Annotated in this window: 11 protein-coding genes; 6 read left to right on the top strand and 5 right to left on the bottom strand. The window is 70.1% G+C overall.

All coding sequences use genetic code 11. From position 1 onward, the window contains the following. Positions 1-56: 56 nt before the first annotated feature. The gene (glgP, locus tag OG507_RS28095) at positions 57-2,660 is read right to left on the bottom strand and encodes an alpha-glucan family phosphorylase (RefSeq protein WP_327369938.1); all 2,604 of its coding nucleotides are present in this window, start codon (positions 2,658-2,660) and stop codon (positions 57-59) included. A gap of 699 nt (positions 2,661-3,359) precedes the next feature. Here glgP and OG507_RS28090 point away from each other — a divergent pair. The 4 genes from OG507_RS28090 (at position 3,360) to glgB (ending at position 11,290) form a co-directional block, all read left to right on the top strand. Beyond that, on the top strand, positions 3,360-5,411 hold the full coding sequence (locus tag OG507_RS28090; RefSeq protein WP_327369937.1) for an alpha-1,4-glucan--maltose-1-phosphate maltosyltransferase: 2,052 nt from the start codon (positions 3,360-3,362) through the stop codon (positions 5,409-5,411). Further along, positions 5,408-7,114, top strand: coding sequence for a maltose alpha-D-glucosyltransferase (gene treS, locus OG507_RS28085; protein WP_327369936.1), 1,707 nt, complete (start codon positions 5,408-5,410; stop codon positions 7,112-7,114). Before OG507_RS28090 ends, treS begins: the two co-directional genes overlap by 4 nt. 239 nt (positions 7,115-7,353) lie before the next feature. After that, positions 7,354-8,754, top strand: a complete 1,401-nt coding sequence (locus OG507_RS28080; protein WP_327369935.1) for a maltokinase N-terminal cap-like domain-containing protein — start codon at positions 7,354-7,356, stop codon at positions 8,752-8,754. 106 nt (positions 8,755-8,860) lie between these two features. Beyond that, the gene (gene glgB, locus OG507_RS28075; RefSeq protein ID WP_327369934.1) at positions 8,861-11,290 is read left to right on the top strand and encodes a 1,4-alpha-glucan branching enzyme; all 2,430 of its coding nucleotides are present in this window, start codon (positions 8,861-8,863) and stop codon (positions 11,288-11,290) included. Positions 11,291-11,360: 70 nt separating this feature from the next. Here the strand turns inward: glgB and OG507_RS28070 are convergent, their stop codons facing one another. Continuing rightward, on the bottom strand, positions 11,361-12,245 hold the full coding sequence (locus OG507_RS28070; RefSeq protein WP_327369933.1) for an NAD(P)-dependent oxidoreductase: 885 nt from the start codon (positions 12,243-12,245) through the stop codon (positions 11,361-11,363). 139 nt (positions 12,246-12,384) lie between these two features. On the opposite strand from OG507_RS28070, the gene OG507_RS40450 reads away from it, so the two are divergent. Then, on the top strand, positions 12,385-12,618 hold the full coding sequence (locus tag OG507_RS40450) for a DUF6461 domain-containing protein (RefSeq protein ID WP_442811031.1): 234 nt from the start codon (positions 12,385-12,387) through the stop codon (positions 12,616-12,618). 191 nt (positions 12,619-12,809) lie between these two features. Beyond that, the gene (locus OG507_RS28065; protein ID WP_327372128.1) at positions 12,810-13,709 is read left to right on the top strand and encodes an aldo/keto reductase; all 900 of its coding nucleotides are present in this window, start codon (positions 12,810-12,812) and stop codon (positions 13,707-13,709) included. A gap of 71 nt (positions 13,710-13,780) precedes the next feature. On the opposite strand, the gene OG507_RS28060 is transcribed toward OG507_RS28065, so the two are convergent. The 3 genes from OG507_RS28060 to OG507_RS28050 form a co-directional block, all read right to left on the bottom strand. Beyond that, positions 13,781-14,521, bottom strand: coding sequence for a 3-oxoacyl-ACP reductase family protein (locus OG507_RS28060; RefSeq protein ID WP_327369932.1), 741 nt, complete (start codon positions 14,519-14,521; stop codon positions 13,781-13,783). A 97-nt stretch (positions 14,522-14,618) separates the two neighbouring features. Further along, positions 14,619-14,960 carry a thioredoxin gene (gene trxA / locus OG507_RS28055; protein ID WP_327369931.1) on the bottom strand — a complete coding sequence of 114 codons (342 nt, stop codon included), beginning with the start codon at positions 14,958-14,960 and terminating at the stop codon, positions 14,619-14,621. Between the two features lie 3 nt (positions 14,961-14,963). Then, positions 14,964-15,368 carry a MerR family transcriptional regulator gene (locus OG507_RS28050; RefSeq protein ID WP_327369930.1) on the bottom strand — a complete coding sequence of 135 codons (405 nt, stop codon included), beginning with the start codon at positions 15,366-15,368 and terminating at the stop codon, positions 14,964-14,966. Positions 15,369-15,581 lie beyond the last annotated feature (213 nt).

The raw sequence follows: 15,581 nt of genomic DNA, 5'->3' as shown, positions 1-15,581 counted from the left end.
CAGAGAACGAAGGGGCCCGGCACCGCTCCGGTGCCGGGCCCCACAGGACGGACGGCTCAGCGCATCAGCAGCCCCGCACCGTCCCCCATCGACTCCGTGGGCAGCGCCACCAGGCCGAGTTCCGCGCCGGTCGCCAGCAGCGGATGGGCGGGGAGCACCCGGACCGTGTAGCCGTACGGCCCGGTGCGGTCGAGGGCCAGCGGACCGTCGTACAGCCAGCGGCCCTCCAGGTCCTGGCCACCGGCGGGCTTCAGCGGGAAGACCTGGGCGTCCGAGATCCCGTCGGCGGCGTCCACCCGGCCGGCCACCGCCTGCACCTCGACGTCGTCCGGCTCCAGCACCCCGAGGGCGATGCGGACCCGCAGCCCCAGCGTCGACCCCAGCTCGGCGGAGCCGCCCGCCGTGTCGGGTGCCACCGCCTCCACATGGTCGACGGCGACGCGCGGCCAGGCGGCCCGGACCCTGGCCTTCCAGTCGGCGAGCTGCCGTGCCGTCGCGGCGTCCAGCGCGCGCTGGGCGAGCGCGGCGGGCGCGTACAGCCGCTCCACGTACTCGGACACCATGCGCCCCGCCAGGACCTTGGGCCCGAGGGTGCCCAGTGTGCGGCGGACCATCTCGATCCAGCGCTCGGGAAGCCCTTCGGCGCCCCGGTCGTAGAAGCGTGGTGCGATCCGGTCCTCGATCAGCTCGTAGAGCGCGCCCGCCTCCAGATCGTCACGGCGGTCCTCGTCCAGGCCCAGGCCGTCGGCCGTCGGGATCGCCCAGCCGAAGTCCGGCTCGAACCACTCGTCCCACCAGCCGTCGAGGACAGAGAGGTTGAGGCAGCCGTTGAGCGCGGCCTTCATGCCGCTCGTACCACACGCCTCCAGGGGGCGCAGGGGGTTGTTGAGCCAGACGTCGCAGCCCGGGTAGAGCTTCTGCGCCATGGCCATCCCGTAGTCCGGCAGGAACACGATGCGATGGCGCACCCGGGGGTCGTCGGAGAACCGCACCAGCTCCCGCACCAGCCGTTTCCCGCTGTCGTCGGCGGGGTGGGCCTTGCCCGCGACGACGATCTGGATCGGGCGCGTCGGGTGGAGCAGCAGCTCCCGCAGCCGGTCGCGGTCGCGCAGCATCAGCGTCAGCCGCTTGTACGAGGGCACCCTCCGGGCGAAGCCGATCGTCAGCACGTCCGGGTCGAGCACACCGTCGATCCAGCCGAGTTCGGCCGCTTCCGCGCCCCGGGTGCGCCACGATGCGTAGAGCCGCTCGCGGACCTCGGTGACCAGCTGTCCGCGCAGGGTCCGCCGCAGGTCCCACAGCTCCCGGTCCGGCACGTCGGCGACGGAGTCCCAGCGTCCGGGAGTGCCGCCGTATCCCCTGCGCAGCCGGAGAATCTCGGGTGCGACCCAGGTGGGTGCGTGGACCCCGTTGGTCACCGAGGTGATCGGCACCTCCGCCGCGTCGAAGCCCGGCCAGAGGCCGGAGAACATCTCGCGGCTGACCGAGCCGTGGAGGGTGGAGACCCCGTTGGCGCGCTGGGCGAGCCGCAGCCCCATCACGGCCATGTTGAACAGCTCGGGCTCGCCGCCGGGGTAGGTCTCCATGCCCAGCTGCAGAATGCGTTCGACGCCCACGCCGGGGAGTTCGCCGTCGTCCCCGAAGTGCCGGGCGACCAGTTCACGGTCGAACCGGTCGATCCCGGCGGGCACGGGAGTGTGGGTGGTGAAGACCGTGCCGGCCCGCACGGACTCCACCGCAGAGTCGAAGTCGAGCCCGGTGCCGGAGAGTTCACGGATGCGTTCAAGGCCGAGGAAGCCTGCGTGGCCCTCGTTGGTGTGGAACACCTCGGGCGCCGGATGTCCTGTGAGGCGGCAGTACGTGCGCACGGCCCGCACGCCGCCGATGCCCAGGAGCATCTCCTGGAGCAGCCGGTGCTCGCTGCCGCCGCCGTACAGCCGGTCGGTCACCTCGCGTTCGCCCGGCGCGTTCTCCTCCACGGCGGAGTCGAGCATCAGCAGCGGTACGCGTCCCACCTGGGCCTGCCAGATGTGGGCGTGCAGCGAACGGCCGCCGGGCAGGGCGAGCACCACCCGGCTGGGGGTTCCGTCGGCTTCGCGGAGCAGGGTGAGCGGCAGCTCGTTGGGATCGAGTACGGGGTAGTGCTCCTGCTGCCAGCCGTCGCGGGACAGGCTCTGGCGGAAGTAGCCGTGCCGGTAGAGCAGGCCGACGGCGATGAGGGGGACGCCCAGATCGCTGGCGGCCTTGAGATGGTCGCCGGCGAGGATGCCGAGCCCGCCGGAGTACTGGGGCAGCGCGGCCGTCACCCCGAACTCGGGCGAGAAGTAGGCGACGGCGACGGGCAGCTCCGCCCCCTGGGTCCGCTGTTCCTGGTACCACCTGGGACCGTCCAGGTACTCCCGGAGGTCCGCGGACACCTCGGCCAGCCGGTGCAGGAACTGCTCGTCCCGGGCCAGCTCGGCCAGCCGCCCGGCGGTTACGGCACCGAGCAGCCGCACGGGGTCGCATTCCGCCGTCCGCCGGATCTCCGGGTCGACGGCCTGGAAGAGCTCACGGGTCTCGGTGTGCCAGGACCAGCGCAGGTTGCGGGCGAGGTCGCTGAGCGGTTGAAGGGGATCGGGGAGGACGGGACGCACGGTGAATCGACGAATGGCCTTCACGTATTCCACCTTTACAGGGGACGTACGAATCCGAGGGGACGCACCACGGTGTGCGCCTCTCCGTCACCCTCGACGTTAACGGTGGGCCGTGCTCCGCGACCACGGCGCACGACCGGCTGCCGCGCGCGCCGCCGAATGCCCCGCCCGCCCCCGCCACATCCGTATCCGGGGCCCCGTACGGCAGATCCGGGCACAACCGCCACACAGGTAATGGCCGATTCCGCCACCGCACCCGGTCTTGTGGCACTTCGCACCAGGGGGAAAGCTGCCCAGTGGCGTCCGAGGGGCGCCGGCGGACCCCGCAGACATGGGGCGGCGCCCGGCGCATTCAGGTCGTCACAGCTACGCCCGAGTAGTTAACACATCACCGGATTGGCCCCCCGAGATCGATGGGAAGGCTACTTCGGTACACAGCCCGAGCACCTCCCGGACCATGCGAATGCCGCCCGAATGCAGCATGAATGCGAGGCACCTGCGGGACCGCTGTTCATCCGGTTTACCTCCACGCAACACATCCGCGCCCCAGCAATTCGAGTGCCATTCGAGTGAATGCGGACAGGAGCGGCCATGCCCACACCCCATCAGCCGTCAACGGAGCAGCTAGAAAGGACGGACCCCCTCGGTCGCGGTGCGCGTATTCCGCCCTCCGCGGCCGCGTCGCGCCCCGTTCAGCCCGAGCTCCAGTCCCCAGGTGATTCCATGATCGGTCGCATTCCCGTCCTCGACGTCCTCCCCCTCGTCGACTGCGGCAGAAGGCCAGCCAAGGCCGTTGCCGGAGAGACCTTCCAGGTCACCGCGACCGTGTTCCGGGAGGGCCATGACGCGGTCGCCGCCAATGTGGTCCTGCTGGACCCGAGCGGGCGCCCCGGCCCATGGACGCCGATGCGCGAACTCGCCCCCGGCACGGACCGCTGGGGCGCCGATGTCACCCCGGCCTCCGAGGGCCGCTGGACGTATACGGTCGAGGCCTGGAGCGACCCCGTCACCACCTGGCGGCAGCACGCCCGGATCAAGGTCCCGGCGAAGATCGACACCGCGCTCGTCCTGGCGGAGGGCGCCGAGCTGTACGAACGGGCCGCCGCGGGCGTGCCCAAGCGGGACGGGCGCGAGGCCGTGCTGGACGCTGCCGACGCGCTGCGCGACGAGTCCCGTACGGCAGCCGCCCGGCTCGCCGCGGCGCTCGCCCCCGAGGCGCGGGCCGCGCTCGCCCGTCATCCCCTGCGCGAACTGGTCAGCGCGTCCCGGCCGCTGCCTCTGCTGGTCGAGCGCGAAAGGGCCCTGTTCGGTTCCTGGTACGAGCTGTTCCCCCGTTCGGAGGGCGCAAGGACCGAACCCGCAGAACAGGCCAAAGGGGCCGGGGCGAAGAAGAAGGGCAGGACGGCAAAGGCGCCGCAGCAGCCGGCGAGGATCATCAGCGGCACCTTCCGCACGGCCGCCGAGCGGCTTCCCGCGGTCGCCGCCATGGGTTTCGACGTCGTCTATCTCCCGCCCGTCCACCCCATCGGAACCACCCACCGCAAGGGCCCCAACAATTCGCTCTCCCCCGCCCCCCATGACGTGGGCGTGCCCTGGGCGATCGGCTCGGCCGAGGGCGGTCACGACGCCGTCCATCCCGATCTGGGTACCCTCGACGACTTCGATCATTTCGTCCGGACCGCCCGCACCCTGCGCATGGAGATCGCACTGGATTTCGCACTCCAGTGTTCTCCCGACCACCCCTGGGTGGAGAAACACCCCGAGTGGTTCCACCACCGCGCCGACGGCACCATCGCCTACGCCGAGAATCCGCCGAAGAAATACCAGGACATCTATCCGATCGCCTTCGACAAGGATCTTCCCGGCCTGGTCGCGGAGACCCTGCGCATTCTGCGCTTCTGGATGGATCACGGAGTCCGGATCTTCCGCGTCGACAATCCGCACACCAAACCGGTGATCTTCTGGGAGAAGGTGATCGCCGATATCAACCGGACCGATCCGGACGTGATCTTCCTGGCCGAGGCGTTCACCCGGCCCGCGATGATGAAGACGCTCGCCGCCATCGGTTTCCAGCAGTCGTACACGTATTTCACCTGGCGCAACACTCGGCAGGAAATCACCGAGTACGTCACGGAACTGTCGGGCGAGACCGCGTCCTGGATGCGGCCCAACTTCTTCGTGAACACCCCCGACATCCTGCCGGGTTACCTCCAGGACGGAGGCCGTCCGGCCTTCGAGGCGCGGGCCGTTCTCGCCGCGACGCTCTCCCCGTCCTGGGGTGTGTACGCGGGGTACGAGCTGTGCGAGAACACCCCGGTCCGGCCCGGCAGCGAGGAGTACATCGACTCGGAGAAGTACGAAATCCGGCCCAGGGACTGGGAGTCGGCGGAGCGCGAGGGGCGTTCGCTGGCCCCGCTCATCACCTCGCTCAACCGCATCAGGCGCCGCCACCCGGCGTTGCAGCAGCTGCGCGACGTGCACTTCCACTCCCCCGACAACGACGCGGTGATCGCGTACAGCAAGCGTTCGGGTTCGAACATCGTTCTGGTGGTCGTCAACCTCGACCCGCACCACACCCAGGAGGCCACGGTCTCGTTGGACATGCCGCGACTCGGCCTCGACTGGCACGAGAGCGTGCCGGTGCGCGACGAGCTCACCGGCGATACCTATCACTGGGGCAGGACCTTCTATGTGCGCCTAGAGCCGGGCGTCACGCCCGCGCACATCGTCGTCCTGCGACCGTCCCCGCCGACCGGAGGGTCACCCACACCATGATCGTCAATGAGCCTGTCCACGACACGTTCGAGGACACCCCGGCCAAGGACCGCGATCCCGACTGGTTCAAGCGCGCAGTGTTCTACGAGGTCCTCGTCCGGTCCTTCCAGGACTCCAACGGCGACGGCATCGGCGACCTCAAGGGCATCACCGCCAAGCTGGACTACCTGCAGTGGCTTGGCATCGACTGCCTCTGGCTGCCGCCGTTCTTCAAGTCGCCGCTGCGCGACGGCGGATACGACGTCTCCGACTACACCGCCGTACTGCCGGAGTTCGGCGATCTGGCCGACTTCGTGGAGTTCGTCGACGCCGCGCACCAGCGCGGGATGCGCGTGATCATCGACTTCGTCATGAACCACACGAGCGATCAGCACGAGTGGTTCCAGCAGTCCCGCACCGACCCGGAAGGGCCGTACGGCGACTACTACGTCTGGGCCGACGACGACAAGCAGTTCCCGGACGCCCGGATCATCTTCGTCGACACGGAGACGTCCAACTGGACCTTCGACCCGGTGCGCAAGCAGTACTACTGGCACCGGTTCTTCTCCCACCAGCCCGATCTCAACTACGAGAACCCGGCGGTGCAGGAGGAGATCATCTCCGCGCTGCGCTTCTGGCTCGACCTCGGGATCGACGGGTTCCGGGTGGACGCCGTGCCGTACCTCTACCAGCGCGAGGGCACCAACTGCGAGAACCTCCCCGAGACGCACGACTTCCTCAAACGGGTCCGCAAGGAGATCGACGCGCACTACCCGGACACCGTGCTGCTCGCCGAGGCCAATCAGTGGCCGGAGGATGTCGTCGACTACTTCGGCGAGTTCCGGGCCGGCGGCGACGAGTGCCACATGGCGTTCCACTTCCCCGTGATGCCCCGGATCTTCATGGCCGTACGGCGCGAGAGCCGCTACCCGGTCTCCGAGATCCTGGCGAAGACACCCGCGATCCCGAAGAACTGCCAGTGGGGCATCTTCCTGCGCAACCACGACGAGCTCACCCTCGAAATGGTCACGGACGAGGAACGCGACTACATGTACGCGGAGTACGCCAAGGATCCGCGGATGCGGGCCAACATCGGCATCCGGCGGCGGCTGGCGCCCCTGCTGGACAACGACCGCAACCAGATCGAGCTGTTCACCGCGCTGCTGCTGTCCCTGCCCGGCTCCCCGATCCTCTACTACGGGGACGAGATCGGGATGGGCGACAACATCTGGCTGGGCGACCGGGACGCCGTACGCACCCCGATGCAGTGGACGCCCGACCGGAACGCCGGGTTCTCCTCCAGCGATCCGGGGCGGCTCTACCTCCCCACCATCATGGATCCGGTCTACGGCTACCAAGTCACCAACGTCGAGGCGGCGATGGCCTCCCCGTCGTCGCTGCTGCACTGGACGCGGCGGATGATCGAGATCCGTAAGCAGAACCATGCCTTCGGCCTCGGCTCGTACAGCGAACTGCCGTCGTCGAACCCCGCCGTGCTCGCCTTCACCCGTGAGCACGGGGACGATCTCGTGCTGTGCGTCCACAACTTCTCGCGGTTCGCTCAGCCGACGGAGCTGGATCTGCGGGCGTTCAACGGGCGTCATCCGGTGGAACTGATCGGCGGGGTGCGCTTCCCCGCCATCGGTCAGTGGCCCTACCTGCTGACTCTCGCGGGACACGGCTTCTACTGGTTCCGGCTGCGCAAGGACGCGCCGCCGAACTGACCGGGCGTCACTTCGCGCCACAGACCGCGGGGCGGTTTCCGCCGCCCCGCACGGGGCACGCTTCCCCCACATCGAGCTCTTCCGGACCTTTCCGGGTCCCCTCTGGCGTTTCGATCCCTTCGAGTCGAGTCCGTACGGACCATCCTGACCCGACACGTCCCGCACAGCCGGACAGCTATTGCCGCAATCCGGGACACTCTTCGCATCCTGTGGTGTGCCCGGGGAAAGGACGCGATGCCATGTCGGAGGCTGCATCCACTCGGGTCGCCCTGGCTGACAGCACAGCCCTGCTCCCGTCTCTCGCCCCCCTGCTGCACGAATGGCTGCCCCGGCAGCGGTGGTTCGCCGGCAAGGGGCGGCCGATCACCGCGTTCTCGCTGGTGTCGGCGACCGAGATACTGCCGGTGGACGCCGCTGCCGTCGGCGCCCGGGCCGGAACCGGACTGCTCCATCTGCTGGTCCGGGTCCACCAGCCCGCCATGCCCGCGCAGTCGCCCGGCGACTGCTACCAACTGCTGCTCGGCGTACGGTCCGCGCTGCCGCCACGGCTGGCGCCCGCACTGATCGGCCGCGTGGCCCGGGGCCCGCTCGCCGGCCGCACCGTCTACGAGGGACTGCACGACCCGCGCCTGGCCGAACTCCTGCTGGAACGGTTCCGTGCCCCCGGCAGCCTCGGCACCCTGCGCTTCGACCGGGGCGGCGCCCCCATCGCCGCCGGACTCGCCCCGCGCGTCCTCGAAACCGAGCAGTCCAACACCTCGCTCGTCTACGGCAACGCCTACATCCTCAAGATCTTCCGCCGGGTCTTCCCGGGCACCAACCCCGATCTGGAACTGCCGCTCGCGCTCGCGCGCGAGGGCTGCGGACGGGTGCCCGCCCCCGTCGCCTGGTTCGAGGCCGCCACCCCTGAGCCGCTGACCCTCGGCGTCCTGCAGCCCTTCCTGCGCGGCGCGGAGGACGGCTGGCAGCTCGCCCTGCACGCCCTCGCCAAGGGCCTCGACTTCACCGCCGAGGCCCACGCACTGGGCAGGGCCACCGCCGAGGTGCACACCGCGCTCGCCGCCGCCCTGCCGACGCCCGCACTGCGCCGCTCCCAGACCGAGCATCTCGCCGCCGCGATGGTGCAGCGGCTGGAAGCCGCCGCGCAGGCGGTACCAGCCCTCGTGCCGTACGTACCCGGGCTGCGCACCGCCTTCGACGCGGTGGCAGCGCTGGGCCACCGGGGGCGCAACTGGGCGGCCCAGCGGGTCCACGGCGATCTCCATCTCGGCCAGACGCTGCGCGGGACCGACGGCTTCTGGTCCCTGATCGACTTCGAGGGCGAACCGGCCAGACCGCTGCCCGAGCGCCGCCGTCCGCAGCCTCCGGTGCGCGACATCGCCGGAATGCTCCGCTCCTTCGACTACGCGGCCCGCTCGCACCGCCCGTGGAACGCCGAGTGGGCGGCGCGCTGCCGGACCGCCTACTGCGAGGGGTACGCCAAGGCCTCGGGCGTCGACCCGCGCAGCGAGCCGGAGCTGTTGCGCGCCCACGAGACCGACAAGGCGGTGTACGAGGTGCTGTACGAGGCGCGGCACCGGCCCGACTGGCTTCCGGTCCCGATGGCGGCGATCCAGCGCCTGGCCGCCGTCGCCGACTGACGGCGAGGGAGTTCGCGGCCCTTCACGCCCGCCCCACCGCCCGGCCCTCTCTTCCGCCCCCTTCCGCCCCGCTCCGTTCCGACAACCCTCCGAGGAGGCTGTCCCTGTGACCGCCCGCAAGCCGTCCCGCAAGACGCCCGCCCCCACCGAGATCCCCCAAGTCCCGCTCCCGGCACCGGAGGCGACGGCATCCCCCGCGGTCCCGGCAGAGGCGGCCGCCCCGCCCTCCTCGGAACCGGCCGCCCCGGCCGGGCAGAAGAAGCCGGCGGCCAAGCGAGCCGCCGGTGACACAGCCGCGCCGTCGCGCGCCCGCCGGGATGCCGCAGGACAGGGAGTGCGCCCGGCGCGCCCCCTCGACGACGGCGACCGGGCCCGGCTGCTCGCCGGTGAGCACCACGCCCCGCACGACCTGCTCGGCGCCCACCTGGTCCGCGGCGGAGTCACCTTCCGCGTGCTGCGCCCGTACGCGCGCTCCGTGACCGTGCTCGCCAAGGGGCTGCGGGCCCAGCTGCACAGCGACGGCGACGGCCTCTTCTCCGGGCTGCTGCCGATGCCCTCACTGCCCGAGTACCGGCTCCAGGTCACCTACGACGACAACGAGACCGAGGTCCACGATCCGTACCGCTTCCTGCCCGCGCTCGGCGAACTCGATCTGCATCTGATCGGCGAGGGCCGGCACGAGGAGCTGTGGACCGCACTCGGCGCGCGGCCCATGGAGCACCAGGGGGTCGCGGGCACCCGGTTCACCGTCTGGGCCCCCAACGCCCGCGGAGTGCGGGTCACCGGGGACTTCAACTACTGGGACGGCACCGGCTTCCCGATGCGGTCGCTCGGCTCCAGCGGGGTGTGGGAGCTGTTCCTGCCCTCGATCGGGGAGGGCACGCTCTACAAGTTCGACATCTGCCGCCCGGACGGTTCGCACACCGAGCGCGCCGACCCGATGGCCCGCCGTACCGAGGTCCCGCCCTCCAACGCCTCGATCGTGACGGCCTCGCACCACGAGTGGCAGGACCAGGAGTGGATGGCGCACCGCGGGGACGTACCGGTGCACGAGGCGCCGTTCTCCGTCTACGAGGTGCATCTGCCGTCCTGGCGCCCGGGGCTGACCTACCGCCAGCTGTCATCTCAACTCCCCGCCTATGTACGGGATCTCGGATTCACGCACGTGGAGCTGATGCCGGTCTCCGAGCATCCCTTCGGCGGTTCCTGGGGCTATCAGGTCACCGGCTTCTACGCCCCGACGTCGCGCATGGGCACACCGGACGACTTCCGTTTCCTCGTCGACGCGCTGCACCGGGCGGGCATCGGCGTCATCATGGACTGGGTGCCCGCACACTTCCCGCGCGACGACTGGGCGCTCGCGGAGTTCGACGGCCGCCCGCTGTACGAGCACTCGGACCCGTCGCGGGCGGCGCATCCGGACTGGGGCACGCTGGAGTTCGACTACGGGCGCACCGAGGTGCGCAACTTCCTTGTCGCCAACGCCACTTACTGGTGCGAGGAGTTCCACATCGACGGGCTGCGGGTGGACGCGGTCGCCTCGATGCTCTATCTCGACTACTCGCGCGAGGACGGCGGCTGGTCCCCGAACGAGCACGGCGGCCGGGAGAATCTGGACGCCGTCGCCTTCCTCCAGGAGATGAACGCGACCGTCTACCGGCGCAATCCGGGCGTCGTCACCATCGCCGAGGAGTCCACCGCCTGGAACGGCGTCACCCGTGCCACCCACCATGTCGGCCCCGACGGCTTCGGCGGGCTCGGCTTCGGGCTGAAGTGGAACATGGGCTGGATGCACGACTCTCTGGAGTACGTGTCGAAGGAGCCGGTGCACCGCAGGTACCACCACAACGAGATGACCTTCTCGATGGTGTACGCGTACAGCGAGAACTACGTCCTGCCGATCTCGCACGACGAGGTGGTGCACGGAAAGCAGGCGCTGGTCAGCAAGATGCCCGGCGACTGGTGGCAGCGGCGCGCCAACCACCGGGCGTACCTCGGCTTCATGTGGGCCCACCCGGGCAAGCAACTCCTCTTCATGGGACAGGAGTTCGCGCAGGGAGCGGAGTGGTCGGAGGGCCACGGCCCGGACTGGTGGCTGCTCGACCCCTCGTACGAGGCGGAGGCCGACCACCGCGGCGTACGCACCCTGGTCCGCGACCTGAACACCGTGTACAGCGCCACGCCCGCGCTCTGGCAGCGCGACACCGACCCGGAGGGCTTCGACTGGGTGGACGGCGGCGCGGCCGAGGACAACGCCTTCGCCTTTCTGCGCTACGACGCGCACGGCGCGCCGCTGCTCGCCGTCAGCAACTTCTCCCCCGTGGTGCGGCACGACTACCGCATCGGCGTCCCGGACGTCCTCGGTGACCAGGTCGCATGGGCGGAGGTCCTCAACACGGACGCCGGACGGTACGGCGGCAGCGACGTACACCATCCCGGGCCGCTGAAGCCGGAACGGGTGTCCGCGCACGGCCGCCCCGGCAGCATCCTGCTGACGCTGCCCCCGCTGGCGACGGTCTGGCTGAAGCCGGCGTGAGCAGGGGCGTGGGCCCGCGACCGCTTCCTCCTCCTCCGGCCGCGGGCCCCACGCCCCCCTCTCCCCCCGCTCAGCCGCCGAGCGCCTCGACGGTGCTCGCCCAGGAGTCCGCGCCGTGCCCCTTGGCGATCGCGCGGTCGGACACGGCCTTGATGGCCTCCAGCTGGGAGGTGTCCAGGCCCCTGCCGCGCGCCGCGTGCAGCAGGTGATCGACACTCGCGGTCATCATGGCGAGGTTGGCCCCCGCGCCGTCGTACTCCTTCTTGTCGATGTCGGCGGCTGTCCCGGCCACAATGGGCGGCAGGATGTCCACGATGGTCCGCAGATACGGGGCGATGGCGGCAGCGGGGATGTTCTCGGCCCTGGCCAGGGCGAAGGCGTGCACCAGCCCTGCCATGCCGCCGTAGAAGAAGTCCAGCATCGCCATGTCGTACGCGGCGGCCAGAGAGTGATCCGGCCCCAGGAACGGTGCATTGCCGCCGAGCGCCCCGAGCACGGCCTCGTACCTGTCGTACGCGGACCGCGACCCCGCATAGAAGATCAGCGCCTCCGGCGTGCCGATCACCTCGATCGGCACCATGATGGCGCCCTTCAGATATTCGAGCCCATGACTGCCCGCCCAGGCCGCGGAGGCACGGGCGCTGTCCGGGGTGTCGGAGATGAGATCGACCAGAACCCGCCCGGCGAGCGCGCCGGTCAGCGGGGCCAGGATCTGCTGCGAGGCCTCGCGGTCGACGACACAGACGACCACCAACTCGCTGGCCCGTACGGCTTCTTCGGCGGACCCGGCCAGGACCGCTCCCCGGGCGACGAGCTCATCGCCCTTGCCCGGGGAGCGGTTCCAGACGGTGGTGCGGTGGCCTGCATCCAGGAGGGCGCCGGCGAGGGCGCGCCCCATGGCGCCGAGGCCGATGACGGTGACGGGTGTGGACGAGCTGTTCGTATGCGTAGGCATACGCACCATGGTCATCGCGGCGCATGCGCCCGCCAAGAACCCACTTATTTATCAGATACCCACCAAAAGGAAAGCATCCAGGTCGCCTCAGTGTGTCAGTGCGGCGTGACGGCATCTCGGCCATGACGAGTACGAGCCGGTGGTGACGACCGGCACCGACAGTGCGTGGACGTGGGCGTGGGGACAGGACGGCAGCCATGGGCTGGACGAGAGGGTCCTGTCCCCGGTCTCACGCGGGACGGAGGCTGTCGCGCTGTACTACAACGAGAAACGTCCTGCCCCTCACAGAGAACGCCTTCGGACTGCGTGTAACGCCGGCCGGGGACGACGAAGAACGCTGGAGCGGCAGCCTGCGGGTACGTCGACCATCTGACCGACGGTGCGGCAAAGGAAGCGTCGGCAGTAACAACTCACCGTGTGTATCCCGGGGTTCCCGATCGCGCTGTGACATTCCCCCACACTCCACGCCTTCCCGCCACGCTCTCCACCTGCGCATACTCCAAGACCGCCGAGCCTCGGGCCGTCCGAGAGGCAATGGCCGATCGAATGGAGCTGATGGACGAGATGACGTCGGGCACGGTCTCTGCGGCAGCGGCGGGCACGTGGCTGCTCGGAGACCTCAAGGTCAACCGGATGGGTTTCGGCGCCATGCGCCTGACCGGCAGCGCTCCCTTCCACCGCGGCTCCCCCAGCGACCGCAGCCAGGCGATGCACGTGGTGCGTCGCGCCGTCGAACTCGGCGTCAATCACATCGACACCGCGGCGTTCTACTTCTCCCGGCTACGGTCCGCCAACGAACTCATCAACTCGGCCCTCGCGCCGTACCCGAGCAACATCGTCATCGCCACCAAGGTCGGCCCGGCACGGGACGCCTGCGGGGAGTGGACCACTCCGGCGCGGCCCGACCAACTGCGCGGCCAGGTCGAGGAGAACCTGCGCCAACTCGGCCGCGACCACCTCGATGTGGTCAACCTGCGCATCATGGGCCAGGACTCCATCAGCGAGCACTTCGGGGCCCTCGCCGAGCTGCGGGACGCCGGACTCGTCCGTCAGCTCGGTGTCTCCGATGCCCGCCCCGAGCACCTGTCCCAAGCCCTGGCGATCGCACCGGTGGTGTGCGTCCAGAACCGCCACAGCATCGACGAGCCCAGCGGTGATCGGATGCTCCGCGCATGTGCCGTACACGGCATCGCGTTCGTGCCCTTCTTCTCCGTCGCCGGGCAGGGACGCGCGGCAGGAGCTGTCCATGCCGAGCACGACAATGTCTCCGCCATCGCCCGCACACACGGCGTTTCTCCGGCGCAGATACGTCTGGCATGGACCCTGCAACAGGGTGCCCACGTGCTGGCCATCCCGGGGACAGGCAACCCTGAACACCTCGTCGACAACGTGAGGGCAGGCGCACTGCGGCTGACGAAGAGAGAACTCCAGCTCCTCGACTCGATCGGCCGCACCGGATCCTGACGCCGGCCGCCGGCAACCCCGCCCGCCTCTCGCGCCGGGTCTCCGCCCGGACGGCGCGGGCGAGTTCGCCGTCAGACGGTGAATCCTCCGTCGACGTGGATGGCCGCTCCGGTGATGTAGCCACCGTCCGTGCCTGCCAGATGGGCGACGGTGGCGGCGATCTCCGCCGCCTGCGCATAACGGCCCAGTGCGGTGAAGCCGGCGATCACCGCCGCGTCGGGGCCGTCGGCGGGGTTGGCGTCCGTGTCGGTGGGACCGGGGTGCACCAGGTTGACGGTGATGGCGCGCGGGCCCAGCTCCCGGGCCAGGCCCTTGGTCATCCCGGCGAGGGCCGTCTTGCTCATCGCGTACAGGGCGAAGCCCGGGAAGACCGCGCGCTCGGCCACATTGCTGCCGATACTGACGATGCGGCCGCCCCGGCCCATATGACGCGCCGCTGCCCGGGACGCCACGAACGGCGCCCGGACGTTCACCGCCAGGGTGCGGTCGATCTCCTCCGGCCCCATGTCCTCAAGCGGGCCGACGAGGAAGACACCGGCGTTGTTGACCAGGATGTCCAGTCCGCCGAACGTCTCGGCGGTCTCGTCCACCGCTGCGGTCAGCCTCTCGGGGACCGCGCTGTCGGCCTGGATGGCCAGCGCCCGGCGGCCGGACGCCTCGATCTGCGCCACCACCCCGGCGGCCCGCTCCGCGCCGGTCTCGTACGTCAGGGCCACATCGGCGCCCTCTTCGGCCAGCCGCAGCGCCACGGCAGCGCCGATGCCCCGGCTTCCGCCGGTGACCAGGGCCGCTTTTCCTTCGAGTCGGTTCATGACTCCGAGCATCGCGGGGGCCGCCGTTGAACGCTGGCGGCAATCGGACCTCGCAGTCGGACCGCGGGTGGGGCCTCGCCGACGACCCGCCCACGCCTCACACCGGCTCGAACACGTCCTCCAGTTCCTGGAGCAGCCTGCGCTTGGGGCGGGCGCCGACCATCGACTTCACGGGTTCGCCGGAGCGGAACACCATCAGGGTCGGCATCGACAGCACCGCGTACCGGCTCGCGATCGCCGGGTTGTTGTCGACGTCGAGCTGGACGATCTTGATGCGCCCGGCCTCCTCGGCGGCGACGGCGCTCAGCACCGGGGCGAGCTGGCGGCACGGGCCGCACCAGTCGGCGGTGAACTCGACCAGCACGGGAAGGTCCGCCCCGAGCACCTCCGTATCGAAGGTGGTGTCGGTGACCTCGGCCACGCCCTCTGCATGAATCATCTGTCATCCTCCCAATTCGCATCGTGGTTCCGGACCGCCGGGAAGCTCCGCCCCGGCCTCCAGCTCGGCCCGCGCGAGCTGGGTGCCCACCTGGGCGCGTACCGCCCGGAGCTGCTCGATGAGCGAGTCGAGCTCGCCGAGCTTGCGCCGGTAGACGGCCAGCGAGGCGGGGCAGGCGTCACCGGCCGGGTGGCCGGCGCGCAGGCACTCGACGAACGGGCGGGTCTCCTCCAGCTCGAAGCCGAAGTCCTGCAAGGTCCGGATCTGCTGGACGAGACGCAGATCGTCCTCGTCGTACGCGCGGTAGCCGTTGCCGGCGCGGCGCGCGGACAGCAGTCCGCGTGACTCGTAGTAGCGCAGAGTCCGTGTGGTCGTCCCGGCCCGCTCGGCCAGCTCCCCGATTCGCATGTCTTCGACGGTAGACGTTGACGCGGACGTCAAGGCAAGTGCGGGGTCCTTCTTTCTCCCGCCCTCCCCCAACTGCCCTTTACATTCAAGAAGTTAAGAGTGTGGCGCCATTGACGGCCTCCCCGCGTGCACCTACAAAAAGCGTGAGAGCGCTCTCAAGACCGGTACCTCGTTCCCGTTCCCCCCGCCCCCACCGGAGAGGTGTTCCTTGAA

It is taken from the genome of Streptomyces sp. NBC_01217 (assembly GCF_035994185.1).
GTDB lineage: Bacteria > Actinomycetota > Actinomycetes > Streptomycetales > Streptomycetaceae > Streptomyces.
This window is presented reverse-complemented; position numbering and strand designations above follow the sequence as displayed.